Origin of the sequence: Neorhizobium sp. T7_12, from assembly GCF_002968535.1 — a bacterium.
Lineage (GTDB): Bacteria > Pseudomonadota > Alphaproteobacteria > Rhizobiales > Rhizobiaceae > Neorhizobium > Neorhizobium tomejilense.
On record NZ_PVBK01000011.1, the window covers coordinates 136,327 to 162,465 of the forward strand.

Genomic DNA, 26,139 nt, shown 5'->3' on the forward strand with positions numbered 1-26,139 from the left:
CGAAGGCACCTCTGGGTGTCAGATTATTCGGGGCACCCGATGCAGGTTTTGAGAAGATTGATAGTCCTGTCGACGCTGTTATTGACCGCGAGCAGCGCGTGTGCGGAAGACTTCCCGCGCACGATCGAGCATCGCTACGGGTCTACGGTCGTGACGACAAAGCCGGTTCGAGTGGTCACACTCAGCTACATCGGGCACGACTTCGCGCTGGCATTGGGGATCAAACCGGCAGGCTTGCGCTACTGGTACGGAAACAACCCAAAGGGCGTCTGGCCTTGGGCAGAGAAAGCTCTCGGAGACGAAGTCCCGGTTGTCTTGAGTGGTCAGATCGATCTCGAACGAATCGCTGCGCTGCACCCTGACCTCATTGAGGGCATGTGGTCAGGCATGACCGAAGCCGAATACCGATTCCTGTCGAGAATAGCGCCCACCTTGCCACCGGCGGCCGACGGCGGGGATTACGACATGCGCTGGCAGGAGATGACCAGAGTTTTCGGTTACGCGACGGCTCGCGAAACGGCCGCAAAGGAGATTATTGATCGACTGGAGGGGAAGTTCGCGGCCGTTCGGGCGGCACACCCCGATTGGCATACGAAGACAGCGGTGATGGCGTCTATACGAGGGCCCGAAACCTTCACGTCGCGCGATGTCAGAAGTCGCTTCCTTGCCGCCCTTGGCTTCAGAACGCCAGACGCGGTCGATGCGCTGGCGGTGGGGCGGAGTTTCTATGTGCGCTTGTCTCCTGAAGATCTGACCCCGATCGACACTGACGTACTGATCTGGCTGAATTCCGGAAAAGGGCGCCCTGAGTTCGCAAGCCAGCCGCTTTATCCCTTTCTCCGTGCTGTCAGGACTGGGCGTGAGGTCCATGCTGACGTCCTGCTTTCTGCCGCGCTTTCACATTCCAGTCCGCTCAGCCTCGACTATGCGCTTTCGAGCCTCGTTCCGGAGCTTGAGAAGGTGCTGGCAAGTACTTCGCCCTCAAACGCTGCTAGCGCCGGGGGCCAAAACCCATGAAGAGCCGGCCGCTGTTACTCCTCGCGTTGCCCATTTTCCTGATATTGTTCGGTCTGACACTCTCACTCGGCCCTCGGCCTATTACGTTTAACGAGCTGTGGAATGCACTCGTTGCCAGAGATTTTAATCGGCCCGAAGATATTGTCGTGTGGTCGTTGCGAATACCGCGGCTGGTGGCAGCCTTATTGTGCGGCGCGGCCCTCGGAGCGGCTGGCTCCGTCATGCAGACAGTTACCCGAAACCCGTTGGCAGACCCTGGGCTGCTTGGAATCAATGCCGGAGCGGCTTTCGGTGTGGTGATCTTCATTGCCGTTGCCGGCGATGCAATAACATTGGCAAGATCGGTGGCCGCCATGGCGGGCGCAACCTCGGGTGCCTTGGCTGTTCTGGCGCTTGGAGTCTTTGCGGGCAGCAGGCCGCACCCCATACGTCTGCTTCTCGCGGGTGCTGCCGTCAGCGCGTTCTTCCTGGCGATTGTGCGTGGCTTCCTTTTGCTGAGCCAGCAAGCGCTCGACACCTATCGTTTCTGGGTCATGGGCGGGCTTGACGGGATATCCATGGCAGCCATCGGGACGTTGTCGCCACTGTTCGCCGTAGGCCTCGTCCTCGCGGTGGCTGCCGGATTGATGCTGAACGCCTATGTGCTCGGCGAGGATCACGCCAGGTCGCTTGGCGTCGATATTCAGCTCGCCTACCTGCTTGGACTTGCCGCCGCCGTTTGTCTCTGCTCGGCCGTTGTCACGCTGGCAGGCCCTATCGGCTTTGTCGGACTGATCGCGCCACATCTTGCCATGGGGCTGGTCGCCGGGGACGAGCGTATTCGGCTATTGGTGTCGGCTCTTCTGGGCGCCACCATCCTCCTGGCTGCCGATATCGCTGGACGTCTGCTGTTTGCCGGCACGGGCATGCAGGCGGGGGTGATGGTCGCCGTGATCGGCGCACCGGCTCTGATCCTTGCAATCCGGAGAGGACGGGTAGGCGTATGAGAAGGCCAACTGCTGTGACGTGGCGATGCTTTGCGTTTTCCGGGAGGGTTAACCCGCAGACGCTTGTCTTGACCGTGCTGACGCTTGCAATCCTCATGTCTGTCTCCGGGCTTGCTCTGTACTTTGGAAACTATCCGCTGACCACGGCGGAAATATCGACCATTCTCTTTCAGCAAGGGGATGAAACCCCCGATATCGTCATTTGGTATCATCGTCTGCCGCGCCTTCTCGTCGGGATCGGGGCTGGCGCAGCTTTTGGCGTCGCCGGCGCACTGATCCAGGACATGTTGCGCAATCCGTTGGCTTCTCCAGACATCGTCGGATTTAGTTCCGGCGCTGCCACCGGAGCGCTTTTCACCGTTATGCTGACCGGAAGCAGTTTTTGGGTCTTGCCAGGAGCCATGGTTGGCGGCGTGTTGTCCGCAGCGTTCGTTCTCGCGCTCGCCTGGAACAAGGGGCTGTCGTCAGCGCGTCTCGTGATTACAGGTTTGGCGCTGAGCCTCTTCCTCATGGCTCTCGTCGATATCATGATGGCGCGGCTAGATCCCTTGACCGCCGCAGACATCATGAAATGGCTCGTCGGCGCGTTTCCCAGTCCGGAATGGGGTGACGTAGTCCTGATCTTTGGCGCATTGATCATACTTGGGCCGTTCGCGCTATGGCAGGGATTTGCACTGAAGAGCCTGGCACTAGGCGATGACATTGCCACAGGTCTAGGGCTCAACGTCTCGACAACCCGATTGAAAATCCTCTTTCTGTCAGTTGGCCTCACCGCATGCGCCGTCGGTGTAGCCGGGCCCCTGCCGTTCGTCGCCTTCGCAGCCAATCCAATCGCCCGCAGGCTTTCAGCTGCATCCGGTGCGGGCAACGGCTCGCCGCTTTTGGGAGCCGCGGCGGTCGGGGCGTGCCTGACGGTCCTTGCCGATCTTGTCTGCCGTTCTCTCCCTATTGGGGCCGATCTTCCGACCGGGGTCTTCACTGCGATGATCGGAGCCCCGCTATTGATGTGGCAACTTACCCTCGAAATCCGCAAGGGAGTGATTTGATGAAAACCGCCACCTTTCCACTGTCAGCTGGAGGCCTGACACTGACGCGGCCGGTCGGCACTGTGCTCGACGACATCGGTCTTGCTGTGCCAAGAGGAAAGATCAGTGTCGTCATCGGTCCCAACGCCTGCGGGAAGTCAACATTGCTGCGTTGCCTCGCCCGGCTTTTGCGGCCGGATGAGGGGGAGGTGTTGCTTGAAGGAGACCCCATCGATCGCCAGAAGTCGAAACAGGTTGCAAGGCAGCTGGCGATCCTGCCGCAAAATTCGACCGTCCCGGAATATCTACGCGTATTCGATCTGGTCGCGCGGGGCAGAACTCCATGGCAGTCACCTTTGTCACAATGGTCCCGCGGAGATGCTCTGGCGGTCGAGCGAGCCCTGGCGCTGGCCGGTGTAGAGGCGTATTCACTTCGGCCCCTGTCGGAACTGTCCGGCGGACAGCGCCAACGAGCCTTCATCGCAATGATATTGGCGCAGGACGCACCAATCCTCTTGCTCGACGAGCCGACAACGTTTCTGGATCTGCCCCACCAGATCGAGCTTCTGGATCTGGTGCGAAAGCTGAATCGGGAGAGTGCCAAAACGGTCGTCATGGTTCTCCACGACATCAATCTGGCCGCACGTTTCGCCGATCATGTATTTGCACTCAAGGATGGGAAAATACATCGCGAGGGCGCGCCGGGCGATGTGATCACGGAGGCGACGATGCGGCAGATTTTTGGGTTGGATTGTCTCGTCATACCCGATCCGCTGCATGGTTGTCCGCACGTGATTCCTCGGTGAAAGGGCAAATGATGTCGGTCATGGAGCGGAATCCACATCCTTTCATCGCGCATGCGGTATTTCCGGGCATCGGGTTCGAGATCGTAAAGTCGATCATTCTACGTGAGGCACAACAGCAAGGTCTGCCCATTGTTGAGGAAAATGGCTGTGTTGGTTGCCGCACGGACCTTGGCGAAATCCTCGTATGCGCAGCATCCGATGGTCTCGAAATGACGGTAACGGCTGCACAGAGCGATACCCTCCAGCTGCTGCGCGACGAGATCGGGGAGCATCTGCTAGAGGTCGCGCCGGAAATAGCCCGTGTTCTGTGCTGGAAAACAGTAGACGGTGCCGGTGTATCGCCGCCGGGTTTCCGTCTCTGCAAGGTCGTCTCGGTCAACCCTATTGGGTCGGCTTTCCTGCGTGTGCGGCTGTCGGGTCGCGACCTCCAGCCCTTCACTGGGGATGGCATCCACTTTCGGCTTATACAGCCACCATGCAGCGGGCCGCCGGCCTGGCCCTATATTGGCAATAACGGCCGGACCGTATGGCCGACAGGAGACGGCGCGCTGCATCGCCCCGTCTACACAGTCCGGAACGCAGATCCGGACGCGAGCTGGATCGAGTTTGATGTGTTTAGGCACCTCGGCGGCCGCACCGGCAAGTGGGCTGAGACCGCTCCCGCGGATGATGTCGTTGGTATCATGGGGCTTGGCCGAGGAAAGCTGATCCAACGCCCCCAATGGCTGATCGTAGGTGACGAGGCAGCATTTCCCGCAATCGCAAGGTTATTGGAAGCACAGGCAGTGGACATAACGGGCTCTGTTTTTCTTCTCGAAACCGTGCCCGGATCCGCCGAATATCCCATTCCAACTCCGGCGGGCGTCAGCCTGACGAGGCTTTGCGTGGATGCGATCGGCGATTGGTCTGCCGTAATGGCAGCCCTCCCGCGGTTGCCCCACGATCTGCCAAATGTCTGTGTTTGGTTCGCTGCTGGGAAAGATATGGCCGACGACTTCAGGAACCTCTCCATCATCCAATCTCGCCGCCCGCCTGATCTCCACATTGCGGCCTACTGGTCATAACCTGCATTGGCAGGACGGCATTCCAAGCACTCCCACTGCAAGCAAGGTGCGGCGGTTCAAATGCGCGCCCCGCCTTGTGCCAATAATACGCTCAAAGTTCATCAACGCTGGCATCATATGATCCGGCTTTGCAGGTAAAGGCCGCGATAGAACACCTCCATGTTCGACCATCATCTGATCCGTTTTTTCATTTCCTGTTACCCCACCAAATCCGACGTAGGGAATTGTGTCCAACTATCTTTATTCGCCCTGAGTGGATCACGGCGAAGTGGAAAAACCGATCAAATCGTGCTGAAAATCAACACACGGTCAAGGTGCGTGTCAAACAGCACTGACGTTGATGGAAAGGTACTACCACATGGTTTTCAACATGACGTTTGGCATTCGATTCATCCGCATCCTGACAAACCTGTTGCGTCGATCGGCGTTCATGGCCGCTATCTGCATCTCTCTCCCAGCACACGGAATGGAAGATCCCGTCAGCGGACTGAAGATCAATCTCGGCAGTGGATTCGTCATCAAGCGCGACTCTGCAAAGGACCCGGTATATGATGTCCTTTTCGGGATCGACCCCGCTTCCGGGCAACCGCCGCCAGTCGGAACATCAAGCTATCTCTGCGGGGTTACGTTTCGCTCCGATCCCCAGAACGTCGGTTTCACTCAGCCTCAGATCAACGCGATGATCCTTGATGAGAAATGGAGCGAACAGGCCCGCAGATCGCTCTCGGCTAGCATCGAGCTGGAGACCGCCAGCGCTTTCGAGATCGATGGCATTTCCGGAGTCGAGTTCATCGGCGTTCCTAAAACCGGTCCTGACCACGCGAACGTTCGGCTGATGATGTCCATGCTCGAAACCCCCAAAGGACGCACAACCGTTACCTGCGCTACCACCAAGGCGAGTTTCAATGATGTCATGCCAATGTTCCATAGGATCCGAGATGCCATCAGCCCTCCGCGCTAGGAGCGCCTCCTGAGCTCTCACAATTTGGTCGAAGCCTTCATGAAAGCAGCAAGCCGCAGGCAGATTATGACCTGGTGACCTGCGGTCGGAGGGGCCGGGTCGGTGAAGTTCGCGCTGACCTCTCCAGGATAGGTTTCACGAGCCCGCGAATTGGCATGGAGCAGGAACGCGCTCACTGCAGTTCTGAATCCGCAACCTTCATGGCGGCGGAATCCTACGGCACGATACATATCGGGAGCGAGAACTTCGGACCAGATAATCAGGCGGCCCAAGGTCTTGAGGGATCCGAACTCACGGCACCTACATGCACACGTAGTTATCTGGACCAGGGATTAATAACTTTCAGCCCAGCAGCCTCGAAAGGGCTGGTATCACGAGTGGCGATCGCGAGGCCGTTTGCTGCCGCTGTGGCTGCAATGTAGCCATCAGCCGTGCCAATCGCTCTCCCAGATACCCGAGCGCGTGCCATCAGTCCGGAATAAGACTGAGAAGCAGCCAGGTCGAAGGACAGGATGCGCTTGGAAAAGTGGGGCAGCACTTCGCCCTCAAGGCGGTCGCGAAGGATAGTTTGCCGTTTCCCCGAAGGCATAGCAGCGATCCCGAAGCGAAGTTCAGCAATCGTTATCGCGGATAGGAAAAGCGTTTCGATAGCTTGGGCGTCCAACCAGGCGGTTACTGCCTCATCAGGTACCGGTTTCCAAGGCTCGGATATAACGTTGGTGTCCAGCAGGATCATTCGAAGGTCATCGGTTGAGCAGGTGTCTTGTCGCGAGTTTTCTCTATGGCTTCAACGTCGCCGTCGGAAAGCCCGGCGTCGCGACCAATGGCAGACAGCAAGGAACCGAGCTTTATACGTTCGGGAGGACGGACAGCGGCTTCAAGAATGTCGCGGATCTCGGCCTCGGTGCTCCGGCCATGATGAGCGGCTCGAACGCGCAGAGCACGATGTGTTTCGTCAGAAAGGTTTCGAATGGTGACTGCCGGCATTGATATCACCTCCGTAAAAATGATGGCCTTGATATCAAATATACAGAAATGACCCAACTTTTCAAGACGTTCATTAACGAGGACGAACATCCCGTCAGTTTAGATATCCCGCCTTGAACGGATACGACCAATGACGTCGTTGTTAAGTAGAACCCCGTCCCAAATTCCCAGCAGCGGACATCAGCGCGGCGGGACGTAAAGGGCGGATTTGGGGCAGCAAGCGGACCGGCACCTTACCGGGGTTTGGCCGGCGATAGCGGACCATGCAGTCGAGAGCTAAGGTCTCGGTTTGGCCCACACCGGCCCCTTCGCATGCAAAGATTAGGTTGGGACCAAGCCACGTACCACGCGGAACATCATGGGAAATGACCGGGGTCCGTCGGGCAAGCCAACCAGATATCCGGCACGAACATGCTGCTCGATCGAGCCGCGGGCGTCATCCGAAAGTGCTTCAACATGCCTGTGACGCTGCCCGGGCCGTCGGTGAACGTAGCCCAATAATCCGCGAAAGACTGATACTCGCAATCCACGACAACGGGAACCTCTGTCACGTCGCCAAGGCCGAGCTTCCGCCACAATGCCGCCGACGCGGGCGGCGCCGGCCAACGCCAATTGCTTCATCATTCATTCCAGGGACGTTGGGCGATGTTTCTTCCCACAAGCCAGCGGCACTGTCGAGGCCGCCGCGCTGTCACCACCCTCAGGAGCCATTGAATATCTGCTTTGAGACCATTCGTTGGCCTGACCTCAATCATCAGAAAATGTGCCACAATCTTGCGAAACGAGGGCCTTGCTACTGGTTTGCGGTTCGAATCTCCTCAAGACCCTGAAAAGCTGGCCCGCTGACGAGGATATTGCGGGCGTTTGCGATAAATGCGTTCAACGACCGCTTCGGAAAGCACCGCATCGGAAGGCAACAGACTGATCCCGAGACCGGAAGCGACCGCTCCTGCACACCCATCAGACCCTGGCTAGTATAGGCAATCCGCCAACGGCGACCACTGCGTTCGATCGCACGGATGGCACGATTCCGGTAGATGCAGCCGACGGGAAACACCGCGAGTGGCACCGGATCGGTCACGGCAGAGCGGATGGCGCTCTCGACCCAGATCAGCTCTTCTTTCCAGCTCGCGAGACAGCCGCGAACATGATGCGACCACCACGCCTTGCACCGATACGAACCTTCGACCTGCTCGTGCGACGACGGCCTGCGGACGCTCAACGAAGAATGCCCGCGTCGCTCGCGGCCACTCTGAAAGCTGATGCAGCCGCGGACGGATCACCTCGACCTTCGGCAGCTTCCATGCAGGCGCGCTTGGCTAAAGCAAAGGAGTCTCCTCCCTCCTGGGGCCAGCAAGTCATCAAGTATGCCAAGGCGTCTCTGCTGCCGCGAATGCTCTTGAAGTGGTCGCCCGGGCCAACAACGATCTCAATCGGCTCATCCCAGAGATCATGGTCCATAACGTGCTCCATGGGTTCTGCTTTTTTGATGAACGCAAGCGGTCAGGGCTCGTTCCTGGGTTAGGGCTTTGGTCCCAGGCGCGGCCTGGATCACACAGCGCTACCGGCCGTTCCTCGGTTGACCTCGAGCTGATGATGCGGATGCTGATGATCGGTCACTCCCTGTGCATATAGCGGCCGGGAGGTGGTATTGCTCAGATCGCATTCGGACCTGCGCAAATCCGCACAAGATCGGCAAGGATCGTCCGGAGCTCCGGCCACGGCGCTTCCTTTAGGGCAGAGCGTGGATCCTCCATTTCCAGGAGGGAATGCAGCTTCACCGCGACGCCGGCGACAGATCGAGGCGCCGCGCTCCACAATTCCCTTGCCAACGCCTCCTCGACATCTGCGATTTCCTCTTCGGCTTTTTTCGCCCTGGTATATCCGATCCGCTTGTCCGCCTTCTTCCATTCGTTCCGGCGGGCCGCCAACGCGGCCCTTGCTTGCCGCCGCATTTCATCCTGATCCGCGTTCGGCAAAAGACGGTCGATCTCCCGACCGCAATAGGCCCAGATGAAACCACAGTCTTCGGAGAGCGGGACTTTGGCGCGGGGGAAATTACCGAATTCTCGAAGCAACTCCGTCTCGAGCTTTTGCTGCCGACGGCAGGCTTCCCCGCAGAGCCTGTGGGCGGCTAGCCAATCTCTCCAAAGTGATACTACCGGATCGTCTTGCTCCGAACTCTCCGTCCGCACCATTGCACCTGCCGGGGCGGGCGCGGCTGCGATCGAAGCCGCAGCACGTGAAAGGAAGTTTCTGCGCGTGGTCTCGGGGGAGGCACTCCTATTCGCGGAAGAGGCCATTGGGACCGCCTCCGATCAAAACGAGCTCCCTCAGGATCGCCCGCAGTTCTGCCCACGGTAATTTTCGGCGGGTGATTGCAGACAAAGTTCTGCTATTCTCAGAATCAGCCATGATCCAAGCTCGATAAAGCGGGATTGCGGTTCGCACTGATTAGGTTTCCCGAGGCCAATCAGGGAGGCTATGAGAATGAGAGCATGACAACAAAATGATAGAAGTCAAACAATTTGTTTGCACCGGAGGTCATCTTGCTGACCGTTGAACAGTGCCGAGGTGCCCGCGCTATGCTTGGGTGGAGCCAAACCGAACTCGCCGAGGCCGCAAACGTTTCGCGTCAAACCATTGCTGATTTCGAAAGAGGCGCGCACATGCCGATCCCGAACAATTTAGCGAGCATAGCCACCGCGTTCACGGAGGCCGGAATTGAACTTATCCCGGAGAATGGCGGCGGCGCAGGCGTGCGTTTCGCGCGGGCGACGGAGCGCGAGAAGTAGCGCTACTGCAACGCGACGCTCGAGCCTTGGCGTATTTGCCCCGACGACAGAGCAACGTCCGAGCCTGCACACATTTCGGCGGCCGGCCACACCGCCAGGGTTGTTTGGCAGCACGAAGCTCTCAGAACGTCGGCGGCGTCATGGCGAGGGTCCCGTATCGGGTTCGGTTTGCCCGGGGCCTTCCTCTAGGTAGAAACGGGCTCCTTACCCGTCGTGCGGTCACGATCGTTGCTCAAGGCGCTTTTGCTTAAAGGTGCGGGAGCGCAGGCTGTCGCCAAAATGGATCGGTGACCGAAGGGTCCACACTCCCGGCTCTCGGCTCGTCAACGCTTTTCGCGGGGATCGAGTAGCGCGAAATTGCGGAATGCTACTACTCTTCAATGCGGACGAAGGTTCGGTCGCCTTGATGGGAACTGAGCCCGACACGTTATTCTCTCTTGTCGCGAGACCTGCCCACGCCAACGCTGTACGCCAAGATGAACGCGCTTTGGCTTCAAGGGGTTTGAGCACCTCTGCGGTTCAACGTAATCGAGTATACGCTGGCCGTAGCAGTCATGAAGAGTTGATGCTTCGCGTGGCCGCCAAAGCAGAGGTTGGAGACTAGTTCAGGAACAAGTACCTTTCCTATCAGGTGCCCATCCGGGGAAATGCAATGCACGCCATCTGCCGCCGAGGACCACATATTGCCATCGCTATCCATTCGGAAACCGTCTGCGCATCCTGGGCTGATGGTGTGAAACACCTCGCCGCCGGAAAGCGCGCCGCTGGAGGCAACATCGAAAACCCTGATATGTTGGGGGTCTGAGCCGAACATGCGTCCGGTATCGGCGACATAGAGGCGGGTTTCATCGGGGCTGAAGGCGAGGCCGTTCGGGCAGTTGAAGTCCGTTAACGCGACTTCAATTTCTCCAGAAGGATCGACACGGTAAACGTGGCACGGCAGTTCCTGCTCGGCCACAAAGCCTTCGTAGTCCGTCATGATCCCGTAGTGCGGATCGGAGAACCAGATGGAGCCGTCTGATTTTACAACCACATCATTGGGAGAATTCAGGCGCCTGCCCCGGTAGCGGTCAGCCACAACAGTGACGGAACCGTCAAGTTCCGTGCGCGTCACACGGCGCGTGCCATGTTCGCACGTTACCAGCCTTCCCTGCCTGTCGCGCGTATTGCCGTTGGCCAAGTTCGAGGGCTGTCGGAACGTGGAGACCCCAGCGCCTGGAGACCAGCGGAGGATGCGATTGTTCGGAATGTCGGAAAAGAGGAGGCATCCTGCATCACCGAACCAGACCGGCCCCTCGACCCAGTCAAAGCCCGTCGCAATCTGTTTCACCGGCGCATTGCCAAGGACGTATCGGCTAAACAGCGGATCGACCACTTCAAAGTACGACATGCCGGCCTTCCCTTTCTGGAAGCTGTGAGAACGCTATCGATATCACCGATACCCTTGATATGAACAGGCAAGGGTGACGAGATGTCTGAAGGCCCCGCCTGCGGCACCTCAATGGCCGCCGGGACGGCAGCGCCCTGGTCTGCCGGTCTCGCAGAAAACAAAGGCGGCGCTGATCCGGATCGCCCCCTTTCTGTTTCCGTCAAAAACCTCTCAGCAATTCAGATGAAGGCGATCTGCGCCTTCATCGCCTGGCTGCGGTCACTCGCAAGTTCGAAGGCTGTGACGACCTCCCGCAAGGGGAGCGTGTGGGTGATCAGCGGCTTCACGTCGATGAGACCCTTCTGCATGAGCCCGACTCCGATGGCGAATTCTTCATGGAAGCGAAAGGATCCGCGCAGATCCAGCTCCTTGGCCGTGATAGCCATCATCGGGACTGCCATATCTCCGCCAAGCCCCAGCTGAACGATCACCGCCCGCGGCCGCAAAACAGCGATGGCCGCTGCGAGCGCCGCCGCGGCGCCGGAGCACTCGTAGAGGACATCGAACGTTCCTTTCCCTGCCCCATAAGAGGCCAGCGCGTCGGGTTCTCTCGCCATGTTGATCGTCCGGTCGGCGCCGGCTTTGCGGGCGAGCGACAGGGTGAATTCGGAGAGGTCCGTCGCGACGATTTCAGCGGCCCCAGCACGGCGAGCCGCCAGAATGGCCAGAACGCCGATTGGCCCGCAACCCGTCACCAGAACCCGTTTGCCCAACATTTCTCCAGCCCGGCGGGTCGCGTGGAGCGTCACGGCCAGCGGTTCGGCCATTGCCGCCTCGCCCGCCGTCAGGCCATCGGCCGAAACGCATTGGATCGCGTCCGCAACGAGAACCTCACGAAAGGCGCCTTGGACATGCGGAAACGGCATGGCGCTTCCGTAGAACCGCATGTTGAGGCACTGGTTTTGGTGCCCCTCCTGGCAGTAGCGGCAGGTTCGGCACGGACGGGACGGCGAAACGGCAACGAGCTGTCCCAACTCCAATCCTTCTACACCCGGTCCAAGGGAATCGACATGTGCGGAAACTTCGTGTCCGAGAATCATCGGTTCGCGTAGCCGGACGGTGCCGAAGCCACCGTGATTGTAATAGTGGAGATCGCTGCCGCAGATTCCACCAGCGGCAAGGCGAAGGCGCACCTCTCCTGGGCCTGGTGCTTCAACCGGACGCTCCTCGATGCGCAAATCCTTTGCGCCGTGAACAACGATAGTTTTCATCGCGGCCTCCTCAAAGGACTGGCGTCAACAGTGGCTGACCGGAAAAATGCGCCGTGAGATTATCGCGGACCAGTTTCCCCATAGCCTTGCGCGTCTCAATGGTTCCCGAAGCGTGATGGGGCTGCAGGAGGACATTGTCCAACGCGAGAAAACGCGGGTCGAGTTTTGGCTCACCCTCGAACACATCAAGAGCGGCCGAGCCGAGTGCACCGCTTTCCAGCGCGGTGAGCAATGCCTCCTCGTCGACATTGGAGGCGCGAGAGATATTGATCAACATCCCCTCCCCGCCCAGTGCCGCAATCACCTCGCGACCCACGATGTGGCGGGTGACCGGGGAAGCAGCCAGGGTGACAAAGAGGAAATCAGACCGCGAGGCGAGCGCCACGGGATCAGCAATATACTCCCAATCCGAAGCGAAATCCTTCGGCGCGACATCGGAATAGGCGATCCGCATGTCGAAGCCCTGGAGGCGCTTTGCAACCTCATAGCCGATGCGGCCAAGGCCGAGCACGCCTGCGCTTCGCCCCCATACGCGGCGCTTGAGCGGATAGAGGCCCTTTTCGACCCAGCTTCCATCTCTCACCCAACCTTCCGCACCGATCAGGCCACGCGACTGACATAGCATCATCGCTATCCCGAGGTCTGCCACATCGCTCGTCAACACATCAGGCGTGTTCGTGACGCGGATGCCGCGTTCGCTGCAAGCCGCGAGATCGACAGCGTCGAAGCCGACCCCGTAGACGGAGACCAGCTCGAGCGCGGGGCAAGCCTCGATCATCGCCCGGCTGGCGCCAAGTTCGCCCCTTGTTGCGATCGCTTTGACGTCCGGACCGACAGACGCGAGGAAACCGGCCTTGTCGGCGGCCTCGAAATACCGATGGACCTCGAAGCTGGCAGTGAGTGGCGCCTCGTCCCATTCCGGATAGGGTCCGACCTGGAGGATCTGCGGCTTGTTCATTTGGCTTCTCCGTCTCTTGACAATCAATGTTATCGATAACATAAGAGACAATATTGTGGATGTCGAGAGAAAACGGAGAGATCAATGGGGCGAAGCTTGTTTGACTTGACCGGTTGCCGGGCCTTGATCACCGGCTCGTCGCAGGGCATCGGCCTTGCCCTTGCTCGTGGTTTGGCTGACGCCGGCGCAGAAATCGTGCTCAATGGACGCGATGCGGTCAAGCTGGCGGAAGCCACGACAAGCTTCGGTGCCGGCGCACATCAGTTGGTCTTCGACGTGACCGATCATGAGGCCACGCGGCGCGCCATTGACGATTTCGAACTAAATACGGGCGCCATCGATATTCTTGTGAACAATGCGGGCATGCAGCATCGCACTCCGCTGGAGGATTTTCCGGCGGATGCGTTCGAACGGCTGATGCGCACCAATGTTTCCAGTGTCTTCAACGTCGGACAGGCGGTTGGCCGGCATATGATCAAACGCGGCGCCGGTAAGATCATCAATATCGCCAGCGTACAGACTGCCCTCGCCCGCCCCGGCATCGCGCCATATACGGCCACCAAAGGCGCAGTTGGCAATCTGACCAAGGGCATGGCAACTGACTGGGCAAGATACGGGCTGCAATGCAATGCGATAGCGCCCGGTTATTTTGACACGCCGCTGAACGCCGCTCTGGTCGGCGACGCCGATTTTTCCGCGTGGCTGGAAAAACGCACACCGGCCGGCCGCTGGGGCAAGGTCGAAGAGCTGGTCGGCGCCTGCGTGTTCCTTGCTTCGAGCGCCTCCTCTTTTGTGAACGGACATGTACTCTATGTCGACGGCGGCATCACGGCCTCTCTCTGAGGCCAGGCAACGATTGATATTGATGGGTGTTGCCGGAAGCGGCAAGTCCTCTGTCGGAGCGGCGCTCGCCGTCGGGTTGGGCGCAGCCTACCTGGACGGGGATGATCTGCACCCATTGGCAAACATTGCGAAAATGAGCCAGGGAATCGCTTTGGACGACGACGACCGCTGGCCGTGGCTGACGCGAGTAGGACGGGCACTCGCCGCCTCCGAGAACCCGTTGATCATTGGCTGCTCAGCGCTCAAACGTGCGTACCGTGCCCATATCGCGCAGGAAGCGGGAGCGCCTGTGATTTTCATCCATCTTTCGGGCACGCCCGAGGTTATCGCAGCGCGGATGAAAGCCAGATCGGGGCACTTCATGCCACAGGGGTTGCTGGCAAGCCAGTTTTCGACGCTCGAACCGCCGGGGTCGGAGGAGAATGCGATCACTGTGGATATCGACGAGCCGCTCGACGCGGTCGTCGACAAGATTATTGCACAATTGGGAGGAATGCGAGGATGACGAACAGAGTTGCATTGATAGGCGCCGGAGCGATGGGCGGAGCTATCGGCGCACGTCTCTTGGAGACCGGCAACAACTTGACGGTCTTTGACCTGGACAAGGCCAGGGTGCAAGAGCTGGTGGGCAAGGGTGCAAAAACCGCCGCGAGTGCGGCAGAGGCAGCGTCCGTTTCGGACTACGTGATCCTCAGCCTCAATTCTCCAAAGATCGTGAGGCTGGCTGTTTTTGGCACCGGTGGTGTCGCCGAAGGTGCCGCGCCCGGAACGCTCGTCATCGACATGTCCTCCATCGATCCGGAAGCAACGAAGGCGCTGGCATCGGACGCTGCGGAGGTGGGTTTGCGCTGGGTCGACAGTCCCCTCTCGGGCGGCGCACCAAAGGCATTGGTCGGACAGCTCACGCTGATGGCAGGTGGCAAAGAACAGGATGTCGCAGACGCGCATCGGGTGCTGCAACATGTCGCCTCGAACTACACCCACATGGGGCCTTCAGGTGCTGGCCAGACGACGAAATTGATCAACCAGGTTCTCTGCGGTCTGAATTTTCTGGCGGTGGCCGAAGCCACGCAGTTGGCGCTCGACGCTGGCGTGGATGCCGCCAAAATCCCTCAGGCGCTGAAGGGTGGCCGCGCCGACAGCGCCATCCTGCAGGAATACATGCCGCGATTCGTTGCCAAGGACTACCGGCGCACCGGCCGGATTGACAACATGGTCAAGGATCTGAACGGCGCGCAGGATCTTGCACGCCTGACCAACACGGCCATGCCACTCACAGCTACCTGCGCCGAAGTGCATCGGATGCTGACGGCCGCCGGCCTCGGGGGTGAGGATCAGGCCGCTCTGATGGAATTTTTCAAGGGTCCCAACAAGGATATCGCACAATGATCACACGCTATGCTCTCTTCGAAGGAACGGTGAAGGAAGGTCAGACCGAAGCGTTTCGGACCGCCGTCCTGGAGAATATCCTGCCAAAATGGAAAGCCTTCCCAGGTGCGCTCGAAGTAAGAGTGACCTTTGCGGATGCCCGGGACGAAGGGGCGCCGGAAATCCCGATGATCCTTGCGATCAATTATCCCGATCTTGCGACGGTTGAGACGGCGTTGGCGAGTCCAGCCCGCACTGCTGCCAAGGCGGCCACGGAAGAAGTCCTAGCCCGGTTCTTCGACGGACGCATTCACCACCATGTGACACAGGCAAACGAATTCCCACTGTAGCCCGCAAGATGCCCCAAGAAGCGAGGCCCTTCAAGGCTTCGCTTTTCTTTGTTTCCGCCGCATCAAGCTTTGCGACCCCGTCCTTTGCGAGCGGTGTGATAACGGGCTTGCAATCGTGCGACAAACTCGCTGTAGTGCCGGTGATAACGATAACATGGGCTAAAATGCATAATATTAGGAAGCCAATTACGATGGCGGACATTGCACGCAGCACCGGCGTGTCGCCGATGACGGTGTCGCGCGCCTTCAAGCAGGACGCCTCCGTCAGCCAGGAAACGCGCGAAGCGGTGCTGCGTGCTGCGGAGGAACTCGGTTATGTCTTCGACAGCACCGCCGCAAATTTGCGTTCGCAACGCACTGACTTCGTGGCGGTCACCATTCCTTCAATCAACAACGCCAATTTCGCCGATACGGTACGTTCGCTGAGCGATGGCCTCGCGGAGAGGGGTCTGCAAATCCTTCTCGGCTACACCAACTATGACACGAAGGAAGAAGAACGGCTCATCGAGCAGCTCTTGCGGCGCAAGCCAGAAGCGATCGTGGTAACGGGGGGCAAACACACCCCACGCGCCCGCAAGCTCCTGTCGAACGCGGGAATCCCGGTCATCGAGACCTGGGATCTTCCTGAAGAGCCGATCGGTCACGTCGTCGGCTTCTCCAATGCACTCGCGGTGCGCGAGATGGTCAATCACTTCGTCTCTTCCGGCTATCGAAAGATCGCCTTCATTGGCGGTGACGCCGACCGCGACACGCGTGGTACCGACCGCCGGGCCGGCTTCATCGCCGCGATAAAGGATCACGGTCTGGACGCGGAACGCCTGATTGCTGCCGGCCCTCCGCCGATTTCGATGCGGGAGGGCGCGAACGCGATGGGACGGCTGCTGGAACAATTTCCTGACACCGAGGCGGTGATTTGCGTCTCCGACCTTTCCGCCTTTGGCGCGCTCACGGAATGTCAACGTCGCGGCCTTGCGGTGCCCGGACAAATCGCGATCGGTGGCTTTGGCGACTACGAGATCGGCGCAATCTGCGTCCCCAGCCTGACCACAATCAATGCGTTCGCGGCTGAGATCGGAACAAAGGCGGCGAAGCTCATTATCGACGTCCTGGACGGACGGCTGGCGAACGGATTGGGACGCGTGACGATCCGGCCGGACTTGATCCTGCGAGAGACCAGTCGCTGACGACCCCGGCCCTTGCTGTTGCGATACCAAGCGAACATTCGACAGGTGCGGCGTCCACCAACCAACCCGATCTGCTCCTGCCGCCTGAGGGGCTTGCCCTGCGGCGGCAGGATGTTTGATGCTTTAACCCGGTTACTTAACGTCGGACTTCACGAACTGCCGCAACTCCTGTGTTTGCGGATTGGCAAAGAGCTCCTTGGACGGCCCCTCTTCCCAGATCGTACCTTTGTGCATGAAGATGGTTTTCGTCGCCACCCTTCGGGCGAACGCCATTTCATGCGTCACAAGGATCATGGTCATCCCGTCACGAGCGAGCGTCTCCATTACCGTAAGCACCTCTTCGGTCAATTCCGGGTCGAGGGCCGAGGTCACCTCGTCGAACAGCATCACCTTTGGCCGCATGGCAAGCGAACGGGCGATCGCCACCCGCTGCTGCTGGCCGCCGGAAAGCTGATCCGGGTAGGAATCGAACTTTTCCAGGAGGCCCACGAGCTGCAGCACCTCCCGGGCGATTTTCTGCGTCTCGGCCTTTGCTATGCCCTTCACGATGCGTGGCGCAAGCATGATGTTCTCACCGACAGTCAGATGCGGAAACAGGTTGTAGCTCTGGAAGACGATGCCGACATCGGTGCGCAGGCTGCGCAGTGCTTTGGCATCTCGCCCAAGCGTGTGGCCGGCAATTTCTACGTGGCCGGAATTGATCTTTTCCAGACCGTTCATGCAGCGCAGCAGCGTGCTCTTACCTGAGCCTGACCGACCGATCAGCGCGAAGACCTCTCCGCGCCCGACACTGAGCGAGACGCCTTTGAGAACTTCGAGCGCACCGAAGCTCTTGTGAACCTTTTCAACGATTACTTCCGGCATGGAGCCTCCTTTCCAGCCAACGTGACAGCTGGGACAATGGGTAGCAGACGACGAAATAGAGAACTGCGACCGCGATGAAGACGCGGAAGGGCTGGAACGTCGCATTGTTAATGAGTTGCCCCGCGCGAGCGAGTTCAACGAAACCGATGATTGAGGTAATTGAAGTGTTCTTGACCACCTGCACCGCGAAACCGACGGTGGGAGGCAGCGATATGCGGACAGCCTGCGGCAGGATGACGTAGCGATATTGTTGCAGCCGGGTCATGGCGAGGGACTCCGACGCCTCCCATTGCTGCTTCGGCACTGCCTGAATGCAGCCACGCCAGATTTCCGCAAGGTAACCCGATGCGTAGATCGTCATCGATGCACCCGCGGCAATCAGCGGCGGCAACTCCAATCCGGCAAGGCTCAGGCCATAATAGGATAAGAACAGGATCATCAGCACAGGAATGCCCTGGATGACCTGGATGTAAGTGCCCGCAGCAATACGCACCGCCTTGGTGCGCGAGGTGCGGGCAAGTGCCACGGCAAAGCCGAGAAGACCGCCCCCGATCAGTGCAATGACCGTCAGGGCGATGGTCCATTGCAGCGCTTGCAGCAGGAAACCGAATTCATTGAAACCGAATGTTCTAAGCGTCATGCCTGTACCTCCGGCAGGGACGTCATGGTACGGCGGGCGACACGGCGGCCGAACAGCCACATGCCGACGAGCGCCAGACAAGCACGCAACGCAAGCGCAAGCGCCAGATAGATCAGCGTGACGACGATATAGACCTCGAACGACCGGTAGGTCTGCGATTCAACAAAGGCGGCCGAAGCTGCCAGTTCATGCGTCGAAATCGCCGAACAGATACTCGAGGCCAGCATCATCAGCACGAACTGGCTGCACAGCGCCGGATAGACCTTGGCGATCGCCGGCACGATGATGACGTGGCGATAGATTTGAAAGCGGGTGAAGCCGAGCGCCTCGCCTGCTTCGATCTGTGACTTATGCACCGCCTCAATTCCGGCGCGGATGATTTCCGTCGAATAGGCGGCAAGATTGATCGTCATACCGATCAGCGCAGCTGTATCGGCGCCGACGCGCAGGCCGAGGCCGGGTAGACCGAAATAGACGATGAAAAGCTGGACCAGGAATGGGGTGTTGCGAATGATCTCGACATAGGCATCGACAAGAAATCGCGCGGCGCCGCCTTTCACCGAGCGGATAGAGGCAAGGACGACGCCCGCCGCCGAGCCAAGAAGGATCGAAAGGACTGAAAGTTTGATCGTCAGCCAGATGCCGTTCAGAATTTCATCCTGATACTGTGCAAGCACGCCGAATTGAAACGTATAGGACATAAGCGAGCTCCGTCGATGTTTCGCGGCCCGCCGACGGTTCCGCCGGCAGGCTCTCACGCAAACCCACTTAGAAGGACGGAAGCGTCGGCATTGGACGGCCTGTCCATTTGGTTGCAACCTTGTCGAGGTCACCGGAGATCTTCATCAGGTAGATCGCCGTGTTCAGCCATTGGCGCAGTTCGAAATCCTGCATCTTGGTCGCCATCGAGTTGCCTTGCTGGAAAAAGGTGAAGCCAACCTGCAGTCCGGCGTCCGGACGCTGTTTGATGATCGCTTCACCCACTGTCGAAGGCAGCGCGACTGCATCGGCCTGTCCGGCGATGAGGGCCTGCGCGCTGGTGGAGTCGTCCTCAAATACGACGATTTGCATGCCGGGTACCGTGGCCTTTCGTAGCGCAGTCTCTTGCGACGAACCGCGATTGACCGCCACGCGCTTACCCTTGAGATCGGCAAGGCTCGCGAACTTTTGGTCGGGGCCGGAGATGATGTCCATGTTGAAGGCGCTGTACGGTTGCGTGAACATGACGGTCTTCGCCCGTTCGCCGGTCGGCGCAAGTGTGGCGACGAGGAAATCGACCTTGCCTGTCTGAAGTGCGGGAATGCGGGCGGGCGGGGTGAGCGGCACAAGTTCGACGGGTAATGACAGATACCCGCCGATCAGATTGGCGACGTCGACGTCATAACCTGTCGGGTTGCCCTTCTCGTCCACCATCCCCATAGGCGGGGCACCGGTCAGGACACCTATCCGGACTGAGCCGCGCGACACGATGTCGTTCAGCGTCGTCGCGCTAGCCTCGGCAGTCGCGGCCAGGCTTGCTATTCCTATTGCGATCGCAGTCAGCGTCGTCCGTACATAGTTTAAGATTTTCATCGTTCTTCCTCCACGTGTCATAATGATTGCTGCAAGGCATCTCGCCACGGAGCATGCGTTCACAGTCGCGAGCTCGTAGCTCCGCTCCTACGGATCGCCGCTCTCCTCCCAAACCGCTTGCCCGGACTTAAAACCGTCGCATCTGGCGTTATGGGGTTATCGCTAACCTAAATTCATGTTATCGATAACAATCGGGAGCGTCAAGTCTGTTTGTGCATCCCTGCAAAGAGGAGAAATATGTGAGGCAGAAACGCGCGAACACCGTCACTCTTGTTGAAGTGGCTGCCAGGGCGGGCGTCAGCAGAATGACCGTCTCAAAGGTAATCCGGGGCGTCGGAAGCATCTCAGAGGAGACGCGAGCGAGAGTCAGGCGAGCGGCGGACGAATTGGGATACCTTCCCAACAGCCTCGCAGGATCGCTGAGTTCGCGCAGAAGCCGTATGGTGGCGGTCATCATCCCTTCGATCAGCGATATCGTCTTCTCCGAAGTGCTCAGCGGGGTAAACGCGGTGCTCAGACCGAATGGGTATCAAACGTTCATCGGCGAGTCGCATTTCGACCCGGTCGTGGAAGCCGATCTTATTCGTGAAATGCTCTCGTTCCAGCCGGCCGGACTTTTGCTGAATGGCGGTATGGAGCGGAGCGCCGCTTCCATGAGGTTGCTTGAAAACCGCAGCTGCCCAGCCATTCAGCTTTGGGATTGCGATAACTCCGGCCTCGATTTCGGGGCAGGCCCATCCCATGCGGAGGCAGGCCGCCTCGTTGCAATGCATTTTCTCGCGCGTGGCTTGCAGAGGATCGCCTACGTTGGTGCCGAGCTGGAGAAGGATCTTTGTGCCCGCCGCCGCTATCTCTCACTGCAGTCTTCGCTTGCCGCCGCCGACATCGGCCTGGTGAGCGTAACGTGCGAGCGGAAACCGAGACAGGCCGCGACCGGGCGCCTTTTGACGGAGCAACTCATGCGGACGCATCCCGACGTACAGGCCATCCACTTCCTGAATGACGCAATGGCGCTGGGCGGCCTATCGTATCTTCACGAAGCGGGTATTGCTGTCCCGGGCCAGGTCTCGGTAGTGGGGTTCAACGGTACGTCCATTCCCAATACGGTGCGCACCCGGCTCACCACGATCGATACGCCGCGAGAGGCGATCGGGGAGACGGCCGCTCGCGCGCTACTGGACATGCTTCGGAACGCCAACGTTAACCCCAGCAGGTCATGGCAAGCAGCGCTGCATTTGGTCCAGGGCAACACCACCGAAAAATTCTAGTTGCAGGTTTCCAGCTGACCGTCAGGGAGTTTTATTGGGTGTTTTTTAGAAACTGAAAAAATGGGCACCATTCGCGGTGCCGAGTTTGCTTGGGAGACGGTTGTTACATCTTGCGCCAGAGTTTCTTGTATTCGTCACGATAGCCGTTATCCGGGTCGAAGCTGTTCTTCGGTCCACCGTCGAACTCGACATTGCCCGACGTGACGACGTGCAGGGGCGATAGGTAGCCGGACCAAGTTTCGCCGGCGAATGCGCGGTTCAGCTCATCGACGAGCTGCCATCCCTGCAGGTTCAAAGGTTCGGCGACCGTCACCTTCTGGAACTGACCGGCACGGATGCGCTGATAGGCTGATTCCGAACCATCGCCGGCTGCCACATTGATCGGTGCATCGGTGCCGCCCTTGCCCGCGGCTGCAAGCGATGGACCCATGAAGTCGAAATAGAGATCGTTGATGGCCAGCGAGTGGGTCCATTTGTCGCCGTATTTCTGCAGCAGCGACGTGGTCAGCTGCGGCATGCGCTGCGACGTTTCGGCGATGGGCGTGTCGACATACGCGAGAACCGTGCCGCCGAGAACCTCGATCTCAGCCTTCATCTTGTCAGCCTTTGCGATGGCGATGGCATAGGTGCTGTCGGTGAAGATGATCACGCCCGGCTTGCCCTTGGCATCGACATAGGCGTAGTCGGCCGCCGCCTTGGAGACTTCCATGGCATCGGTGCTGACATTGGCGAAGAGACCTGTCTTTTTATCGGGGCCGATGACTGGTCCCGCATGCCAGGCGACGAGCGGAATCCCCGCAGCCTTCACCTGCTCCAGGGCCGGGGCCTGCTCGACGGCATCGAAGCCGTTGATGATGATGCCGGCTGGCTTCAGGGCCAGTGCCTGGCCGAACGCTGCCGTGCGGCCGCCGATCGAGCCGGCGCCATCCAGCACCTTGACCTCCCAGCCAATTGCCTTCGCGGCCTCCTCGACGCCGGTGGTCACGCCCAGGATGCCGCCATTCTTGAGATCGCCGGCCAGCACGACGATGGTCTTGCCTTCCTGCGCCTTGGGGCTGGTCTTCGGGCCGTCCCAAGCGGTGACGCGGGTGGCGTATTTGTCCACCACGGTCTTGGCATTGGCCATGGCATCGGCCAGCGCCGGGCCCGCCAGCATCAGTGCCAGCATGGCGACCGAGTTCTGGATCAGTGTTCTGCGTTGCATATTCTTTCCTCCCTTTGAAGATGGTGCGGTTCGTGGAAACCTTTTTCGTCAGCTTGTCTGCGTTTTTGCGGGCAACGGGCCGGGCACCGCCGCCTTGCCGGCTGCGCCCCTTTTGCGCTGCGCATAACCGGCGATGCCGATAGCCACGAGCAGGGTGAGACCGTTGAAGAGCGGCTCGACAAAGAATGAACCGCCGATCTGCTGAATGCCGGAGATGCCGACCGCCAGAATGACGACACCGATCATCGTGCCCCAGACATTGACGCGGCCGGGCTTGATCGTGGTGGAGCCGAGAAAAGCACCGACGAGCGCCGGCAGCAGGTATTCCAGCCCCACGCTTGCCTGGCCGATGCGCAGTTTCGAGGCGAGCAGGACGCCAGCAAGCGCTGCAAGCGTCCCCGAAGTGACGAAGGCGCCGATGACGAAGCGGCGGACCGGGATACCGTTCAGCGCAGCCGCCTTCGGATTGGCACCGATGGCATAGACATAGCGGCCGATCGGCAGATATTCCATGATGATCCAGAGCGTGACGGCAATGGCCATAACATAGAACCCGGTGATGGGCAGACCAAACACCATGGTGCCGTTGAGCGCATAGAAGCCATTGGGCAGAACACCCACCACCTGCCGACCGCCGGTATGCCACAGCGCCAGCGCATAGAGTATGGTGCCGGTGCCAAGCGTGGCGATGAAACTGTCGATCCGCGCCACCTCGACCAGAAGGCCATTGAGGAAACCGGTGAAGGCGCCGAGCGCCAGCACAATGGCAACAGCGATCGGCCACGGAACACCGAACATGGTCTGGAGACTGATCGCCAGAATATGCCAGAGCACGATGCCGTAGCCTACCGTGAGATCGATGCGACCGGAAGCCATCGGGATCATCGCCGCCAATGACAGAAGTGCGATGATCGCCTTGTCCGAAACGATCGAGCGCAGATTCAGCAGGGTCGGGAAGGTTGCGGGCAGCAGGACCGAAAACAGGAGGATCAGGAAGATCGTCAGAATGACGAGACCATAGACTGGGACAAAGCGGGCGATCTTCTGACCAATGGTCAGCCCGGCCAGTTCGCCGCGCGTCGGCTCAAGCGCCGTGGATTCGATCGATTGCATGGTTCGTGGCTCCCGTGGTCTACAAGGTTTTTGGTCTAGGCCGCTTCCGATGCCGAAGCGGCGGAAATGACGGCGGATGTGGTCAGGGCCTCACCCTGGAGTTCGGCAACGATGCGGCCGCGAGAAAAAACCAGCGCACGATGGCAGATGTGGGCGATTTCTTCGAAATCGGTGGACACGACAACGACGGCTAGACCGGCTTCCAATGCGCGGGCGATCAGTTTGTAAATCTCAGCCTTGGCTCCGACATCGACGCCGGCGGTCGGGTCTTCGGCGATTAGCAGTTTGCGAGCCGTGACCAACCAGCGGCCGACGACGACTTTCTGCTGGTTGCCGCCCGAAAGGGCTTCGATTGGCAGTCTCTGGTCGTTCGGGCGCAACCCCACCGCTTCACCGATCTTGCGGGACCGCTTGGCCTCCTCGGCCGGCGACAGGAAAGAGAACATGCCACGGCCGGATGCACCGGGGTTGATGAAAGTGTTTTCCCGGAGCGACAGCGACATCGCAACGGATTCCTCCGTCCGGTCACGGGCGATCAACCCGATGCCGGATCTCATCGCTGCGACGGCGCTCGAAAGGTCCGGGGTTTTGTCGTCGAGGTGAATGGTGCCGCCAAATGCCTCGCAGCCAAACAGGGCGCGGCCTATGATTTCCTGACCGGCGCCGCGCAGTCCGACAAGGCCCAGAAGCTCGTTTCGGCGGATATCGAAGGATACGGGTCCTGTGCCGGCGCAGGTCAGATCTTTCGCTGCAAGGACGGTCCTGCCAGGTGTGCAGGCGGCCTTGACGAAAAGCTGGTTGGCCGGGCGGCCGACGATCATCTCGATCAGGTCGTCCGGCCGCGTCTCGCTGACTGGCCGCTGGCCCACCAGCTTGCCGTCGCGCAAGACTGCGACGCGGTCGGCGATGCGAAAAATCTCGTCCAGCCGGTGCGACACGTAGATCATGCCAACGCCCCGTTCCTTCAACGGGCGAAGGGCGTCGAACAAGCGCCCCACTTCGTCGGCTGGAAGGCTTGCGGTCGGTTCGTCGAGAACCAGAACGTCAGCCTCGACGGCAAGTGCGCGGGCGATTGCAACAAGCGATTTTTCCGTGCGGGTGAGGTCCTGGACGCGGGTGCTGGGGTCGAAGTCGCAGCCGACCAGTGCCAGCGCTTCGCGGGCACGATCTTCCGTTCCGCGCCAGTCGATCAGCCGCGAGCGCATGGAAAAGCCCTGCGCCAAACCGACATTCTCGCCGACCGTCATCCATTCGATCAGACCGAGATCCTGATGGATGAAGGCAACGGGTTGACGCGTATTGGGCTTCGGCGGGCGGTGACTGTAAGGCTCGCCGCGAAAGAGGATTTGGCCGCCATCCGGCTTGTAGATGCCGGCAAGCGTCTTGATCAGCGTCGACTTTCCGGCGCCGTTCTCGCCGAGGAGCGCCAGGATCTCGCCAGCGAGCAAATCGATGGAGACGTTTTCGAGGGCGCGAGTGCCACCAAATACCTTGGTGATGTTCTGGAACTCGATGAGTCTGCGATTGTCCACCCTGCTCCTCCCAAAGCTTGCTGCCACCATCATACAGTATGTTATCGATAACATCGACGTCAAGAGCATTTCCGCTCCCCGTCAAGAATAGTCCCAACGCCTCTCTAGAATGAGGTTCCGAAATCGCAGACGGTGACGACCGATGTCCTGCCCAAGGCCAGCTGGTCAGTCGAGAAGGCGCCGGTTCCGCTCTCCGATGCCGACGCCGGAAAGTCGAAGGGGGTCTGTCGGGTCAGACGTTGCCGTTGAGACGGCTGAAGCGGCTGACACCCGGCCGGGCTTCGACATTTCCACGATGCCTCTGGCGTCTACTCGGCCGGCATCTGTCCAGACGATGTTATCGGCCGGCGGATGATCCATATCGACCGGTACTCTGGGCAAGCGCTCGTCGATCTGTCCTACCAAGGCTTGCACGCCTTGATGGGAACCGAACCCGCGGCACCCACATTACGGCTCAACCGGCTGAAGCATCTTTTGCGGCGTAACGTGTTATTATGGAACAACCGAGCGGCTATTTGTGCAGTGTGACTTCGCTTTAACTGCGGCATCCTTGATATGTGGCCACTTTTCCGGCCAACTGGCGTGCGAACCGTACCTGGCTCTCTTGAACGCGAAGCCGCCGTGAGGGCTCAACTGGCATTTGATTTAAATGGGACGGGTACCGGATCGCAATCGATTTCAGGTCGAACGAGGTGAAGATCATCACCCGTGGTGGAAATGACTGGACCGAACGCGACAGCGACGGCGCGATCCGCGTCTCGCAAGAGATCGTAGCGGATGGTGCGACACTACTGGCGGCAGCCTGCGAACATGGGGCTGGAAGGTGGATCCCAGTTTCATTGATCTCTCGTTCTGCTCGCATGCACGAAGCGAGCGCGAACCGGTCAGCGGCCGTGACCTCGCCGACATGACATCGCGGCTAGGCGCGCATGCCTTCTCCTCTCAACCCGAGATGGAGTCGC

General features: G+C 59.6%; 27 protein-coding genes and 1 pseudogene. 13 read left to right on the top strand and 15 right to left on the bottom strand.

The window, feature by feature from the left end:
• Positions 1–39: 39 nt before the first annotated feature.
• The 6 genes from C5J26_RS21930 to C5J26_RS21955 all read left to right on the top strand — a co-directional run bounded on the left by C5J26_RS21930 (position 40) and on the right by C5J26_RS21955 (position 5,859).
• Positions 40–1,017 carry an iron-siderophore ABC transporter substrate-binding protein gene (locus tag C5J26_RS21930; RefSeq protein ID WP_172723933.1) on the top strand — a complete coding sequence of 326 codons (978 nt, stop codon included), beginning with the start codon at positions 40–42 and terminating at the stop codon, positions 1,015–1,017.
• On the top strand, positions 1,014–2,003 hold the full coding sequence (locus C5J26_RS21935) for an iron ABC transporter permease (RefSeq protein ID WP_105403703.1): 990 nt from the start codon (positions 1,014–1,016) through the stop codon (positions 2,001–2,003). The genes C5J26_RS21930 and C5J26_RS21935 overlap by 4 nt, the downstream gene beginning before the upstream one ends.
• Before the next feature lie 74 nt (positions 2,004–2,077).
• The gene (locus C5J26_RS21940) at positions 2,078–3,049 is read left to right on the top strand and encodes an iron chelate uptake ABC transporter family permease subunit (protein WP_245437550.1); all 972 of its coding nucleotides are present in this window, start codon (positions 2,078–2,080) and stop codon (positions 3,047–3,049) included.
• Positions 3,049–3,834: an ABC transporter ATP-binding protein gene (locus C5J26_RS21945; RefSeq protein WP_105403705.1), complete on the top strand. Its 786-nt coding sequence runs from the start codon at positions 3,049–3,051 to the stop codon at positions 3,832–3,834. Before C5J26_RS21940 ends, C5J26_RS21945 begins: the two co-directional genes overlap by 1 nt.
• A gap of 8 nt (positions 3,835–3,842) precedes the next feature.
• Positions 3,843–4,898 (top strand): siderophore-interacting protein, encoded by a 1,056-nt coding sequence (locus C5J26_RS21950; RefSeq protein WP_105403706.1) that lies wholly within the window; start codon positions 3,843–3,845, stop codon positions 4,896–4,898.
• Between the two features lie 358 nt (positions 4,899–5,256).
• Positions 5,257–5,859 (top strand): hypothetical protein, encoded by a 603-nt coding sequence (locus tag C5J26_RS21955; RefSeq protein ID WP_105403707.1) that lies wholly within the window; start codon positions 5,257–5,259, stop codon positions 5,857–5,859.
• 316 nt (positions 5,860–6,175) lie between these two features.
• Here C5J26_RS21955 and C5J26_RS21960 read toward each other — a convergent pair whose 3' ends face one another.
• The 5 genes and pseudogenes from C5J26_RS21960 to C5J26_RS21985 form a co-directional block, all read right to left on the bottom strand.
• On the bottom strand, positions 6,176–6,595 hold the full coding sequence (locus C5J26_RS21960; RefSeq protein ID WP_105403708.1) for a type II toxin-antitoxin system VapC family toxin: 420 nt from the start codon (positions 6,593–6,595) through the stop codon (positions 6,176–6,178).
• Positions 6,592–6,846, bottom strand: coding sequence for a plasmid stabilization protein (locus C5J26_RS21965; RefSeq protein ID WP_105403759.1), 255 nt, complete (start codon positions 6,844–6,846; stop codon positions 6,592–6,594). The genes C5J26_RS21960 and C5J26_RS21965 overlap by 4 nt, the downstream gene beginning before the upstream one ends.
• Positions 6,847–7,736: 890 nt before the next feature.
• A pseudogene (locus C5J26_RS33330) lies at positions 7,737–7,984 on the bottom strand (LysR substrate-binding domain-containing protein); the annotation flags it as partial.
• Positions 7,985–8,064: 80 nt separating this feature from the next.
• Positions 8,065–8,307 (bottom strand): DUF982 domain-containing protein, encoded by a 243-nt coding sequence (locus tag C5J26_RS21980; protein ID WP_105403760.1) that lies wholly within the window; start codon positions 8,305–8,307, stop codon positions 8,065–8,067.
• Positions 8,308–8,501: 194 nt separating this feature from the next.
• Complete coding sequence (locus C5J26_RS21985) at positions 8,502–8,924, bottom strand: hypothetical protein (RefSeq protein ID WP_172746013.1); 423 nt, start codon at positions 8,922–8,924, stop codon at positions 8,502–8,504.
• A gap of 474 nt (positions 8,925–9,398) precedes the next feature.
• Here C5J26_RS21985 and C5J26_RS21990 point away from each other — a divergent pair, with 474 nt between their 5' ends.
• Positions 9,399–9,641, top strand: coding sequence for a helix-turn-helix transcriptional regulator (locus C5J26_RS21990; RefSeq protein ID WP_256386086.1), 243 nt, complete (start codon positions 9,399–9,401; stop codon positions 9,639–9,641).
• Positions 9,642–10,134: 493 nt separating this feature from the next.
• On the opposite strand, the gene C5J26_RS21995 is transcribed toward C5J26_RS21990, so the two are convergent.
• From C5J26_RS21995 to C5J26_RS22005, 3 genes are all read right to left on the bottom strand, one after another.
• A complete protein-coding gene (locus C5J26_RS21995; RefSeq protein WP_105403710.1) occupies positions 10,135–11,031 on the bottom strand; it encodes an SMP-30/gluconolactonase/LRE family protein in 897 nt (298 codons plus the stop codon).
• Positions 11,032–11,249: 218 nt separating this feature from the next.
• On the bottom strand, positions 11,250–12,281 hold the full coding sequence (locus tag C5J26_RS22000; protein ID WP_105403711.1) for an L-idonate 5-dehydrogenase: 1,032 nt from the start codon (positions 12,279–12,281) through the stop codon (positions 11,250–11,252).
• A gap of 10 nt (positions 12,282–12,291) precedes the next feature.
• Positions 12,292–13,239, bottom strand: a complete 948-nt coding sequence (locus C5J26_RS22005) for a 2-hydroxyacid dehydrogenase (RefSeq protein ID WP_105403712.1) — start codon at positions 13,237–13,239, stop codon at positions 12,292–12,294.
• An 84-nt stretch (positions 13,240–13,323) separates the two neighbouring features.
• Between C5J26_RS22005 and C5J26_RS22010 the strand changes: the two genes are divergently transcribed.
• The 5 genes from C5J26_RS22010 to C5J26_RS22030 all read left to right on the top strand — a co-directional run bounded on the left by C5J26_RS22010 (position 13,324) and on the right by C5J26_RS22030 (position 16,984).
• Entirely contained in the window at positions 13,324–14,082 is a 759-nt protein-coding gene (locus C5J26_RS22010) for an SDR family oxidoreductase (protein ID WP_105403713.1), read from the top strand.
• Positions 14,083–14,104: 22 nt separating this feature from the next.
• Entirely contained in the window at positions 14,105–14,587 is a 483-nt protein-coding gene (locus C5J26_RS22015; RefSeq protein WP_245441237.1) for a gluconokinase, read from the top strand.
• Positions 14,584–15,471 (top strand): NAD(P)-dependent oxidoreductase, encoded by an 888-nt coding sequence (locus C5J26_RS22020; RefSeq protein WP_105403715.1) that lies wholly within the window; start codon positions 14,584–14,586, stop codon positions 15,469–15,471. Before C5J26_RS22015 ends, C5J26_RS22020 begins: the two co-directional genes overlap by 4 nt.
• On the top strand, positions 15,468–15,800 hold the full coding sequence (locus C5J26_RS22025) for a hypothetical protein (protein WP_105403716.1): 333 nt from the start codon (positions 15,468–15,470) through the stop codon (positions 15,798–15,800). Before C5J26_RS22020 ends, C5J26_RS22025 begins: the two co-directional genes overlap by 4 nt.
• 191 nt (positions 15,801–15,991) lie before the next feature.
• Complete coding sequence (locus tag C5J26_RS22030; RefSeq protein ID WP_245441238.1) at positions 15,992–16,984, top strand: LacI family DNA-binding transcriptional regulator; 993 nt, start codon at positions 15,992–15,994, stop codon at positions 16,982–16,984.
• Positions 16,985–17,116: 132 nt separating this feature from the next.
• Here the strand turns inward: C5J26_RS22030 and C5J26_RS22035 are convergent, their stop codons facing one another.
• The 4 genes from C5J26_RS22035 to C5J26_RS22050 form a co-directional block, all read right to left on the bottom strand.
• Entirely contained in the window at positions 17,117–17,848 is a 732-nt protein-coding gene (locus C5J26_RS22035) for an amino acid ABC transporter ATP-binding protein (protein ID WP_105403718.1), read from the bottom strand.
• Positions 17,829–18,488 (bottom strand): amino acid ABC transporter permease, encoded by a 660-nt coding sequence (locus C5J26_RS22040; RefSeq protein ID WP_105403719.1) that lies wholly within the window; start codon positions 18,486–18,488, stop codon positions 17,829–17,831. The genes C5J26_RS22035 and C5J26_RS22040 overlap by 20 nt, the downstream gene beginning before the upstream one ends.
• The gene (locus tag C5J26_RS22045) at positions 18,485–19,189 is read right to left on the bottom strand and encodes an amino acid ABC transporter permease (RefSeq protein ID WP_105403720.1); all 705 of its coding nucleotides are present in this window, start codon (positions 19,187–19,189) and stop codon (positions 18,485–18,487) included. Before C5J26_RS22045 ends, C5J26_RS22040 begins: the two co-directional genes overlap by 4 nt.
• Before the next feature lie 67 nt (positions 19,190–19,256).
• The gene (locus C5J26_RS22050) at positions 19,257–20,060 is read right to left on the bottom strand and encodes a transporter substrate-binding domain-containing protein (protein WP_105403721.1); all 804 of its coding nucleotides are present in this window, start codon (positions 20,058–20,060) and stop codon (positions 19,257–19,259) included.
• Positions 20,061–20,338: 278 nt separating this feature from the next.
• Between C5J26_RS22050 and C5J26_RS22055 the strand changes: the two genes are divergently transcribed.
• Positions 20,339–21,328: a LacI family DNA-binding transcriptional regulator gene (locus C5J26_RS22055; protein WP_245441241.1), complete on the top strand. Its 990-nt coding sequence runs from the start codon at positions 20,339–20,341 to the stop codon at positions 21,326–21,328.
• 103 nt (positions 21,329–21,431) lie between these two features.
• On the opposite strand, the gene C5J26_RS22060 is transcribed toward C5J26_RS22055, so the two are convergent.
• Genes C5J26_RS22060 through C5J26_RS22070 form a run of 3 tightly spaced genes read right to left on the bottom strand, consistent with a single transcriptional unit; the run spans position 21,432 to position 25,177 of the window.
• Positions 21,432–22,532, bottom strand: a complete 1,101-nt coding sequence (locus tag C5J26_RS22060) for a substrate-binding domain-containing protein (RefSeq protein ID WP_105403723.1) — start codon at positions 22,530–22,532, stop codon at positions 21,432–21,434.
• A gap of 48 nt (positions 22,533–22,580) precedes the next feature.
• Positions 22,581–23,645 carry an ABC transporter permease gene (locus tag C5J26_RS22065; protein ID WP_105403724.1) on the bottom strand — a complete coding sequence of 355 codons (1,065 nt, stop codon included), beginning with the start codon at positions 23,643–23,645 and terminating at the stop codon, positions 22,581–22,583.
• A 35-nt stretch (positions 23,646–23,680) separates the two neighbouring features.
• Complete coding sequence (locus C5J26_RS22070) at positions 23,681–25,177, bottom strand: sugar ABC transporter ATP-binding protein (protein ID WP_105403725.1); 1,497 nt, start codon at positions 25,175–25,177, stop codon at positions 23,681–23,683.
• Positions 25,178–26,139: the final 962 nt, after the last annotated feature.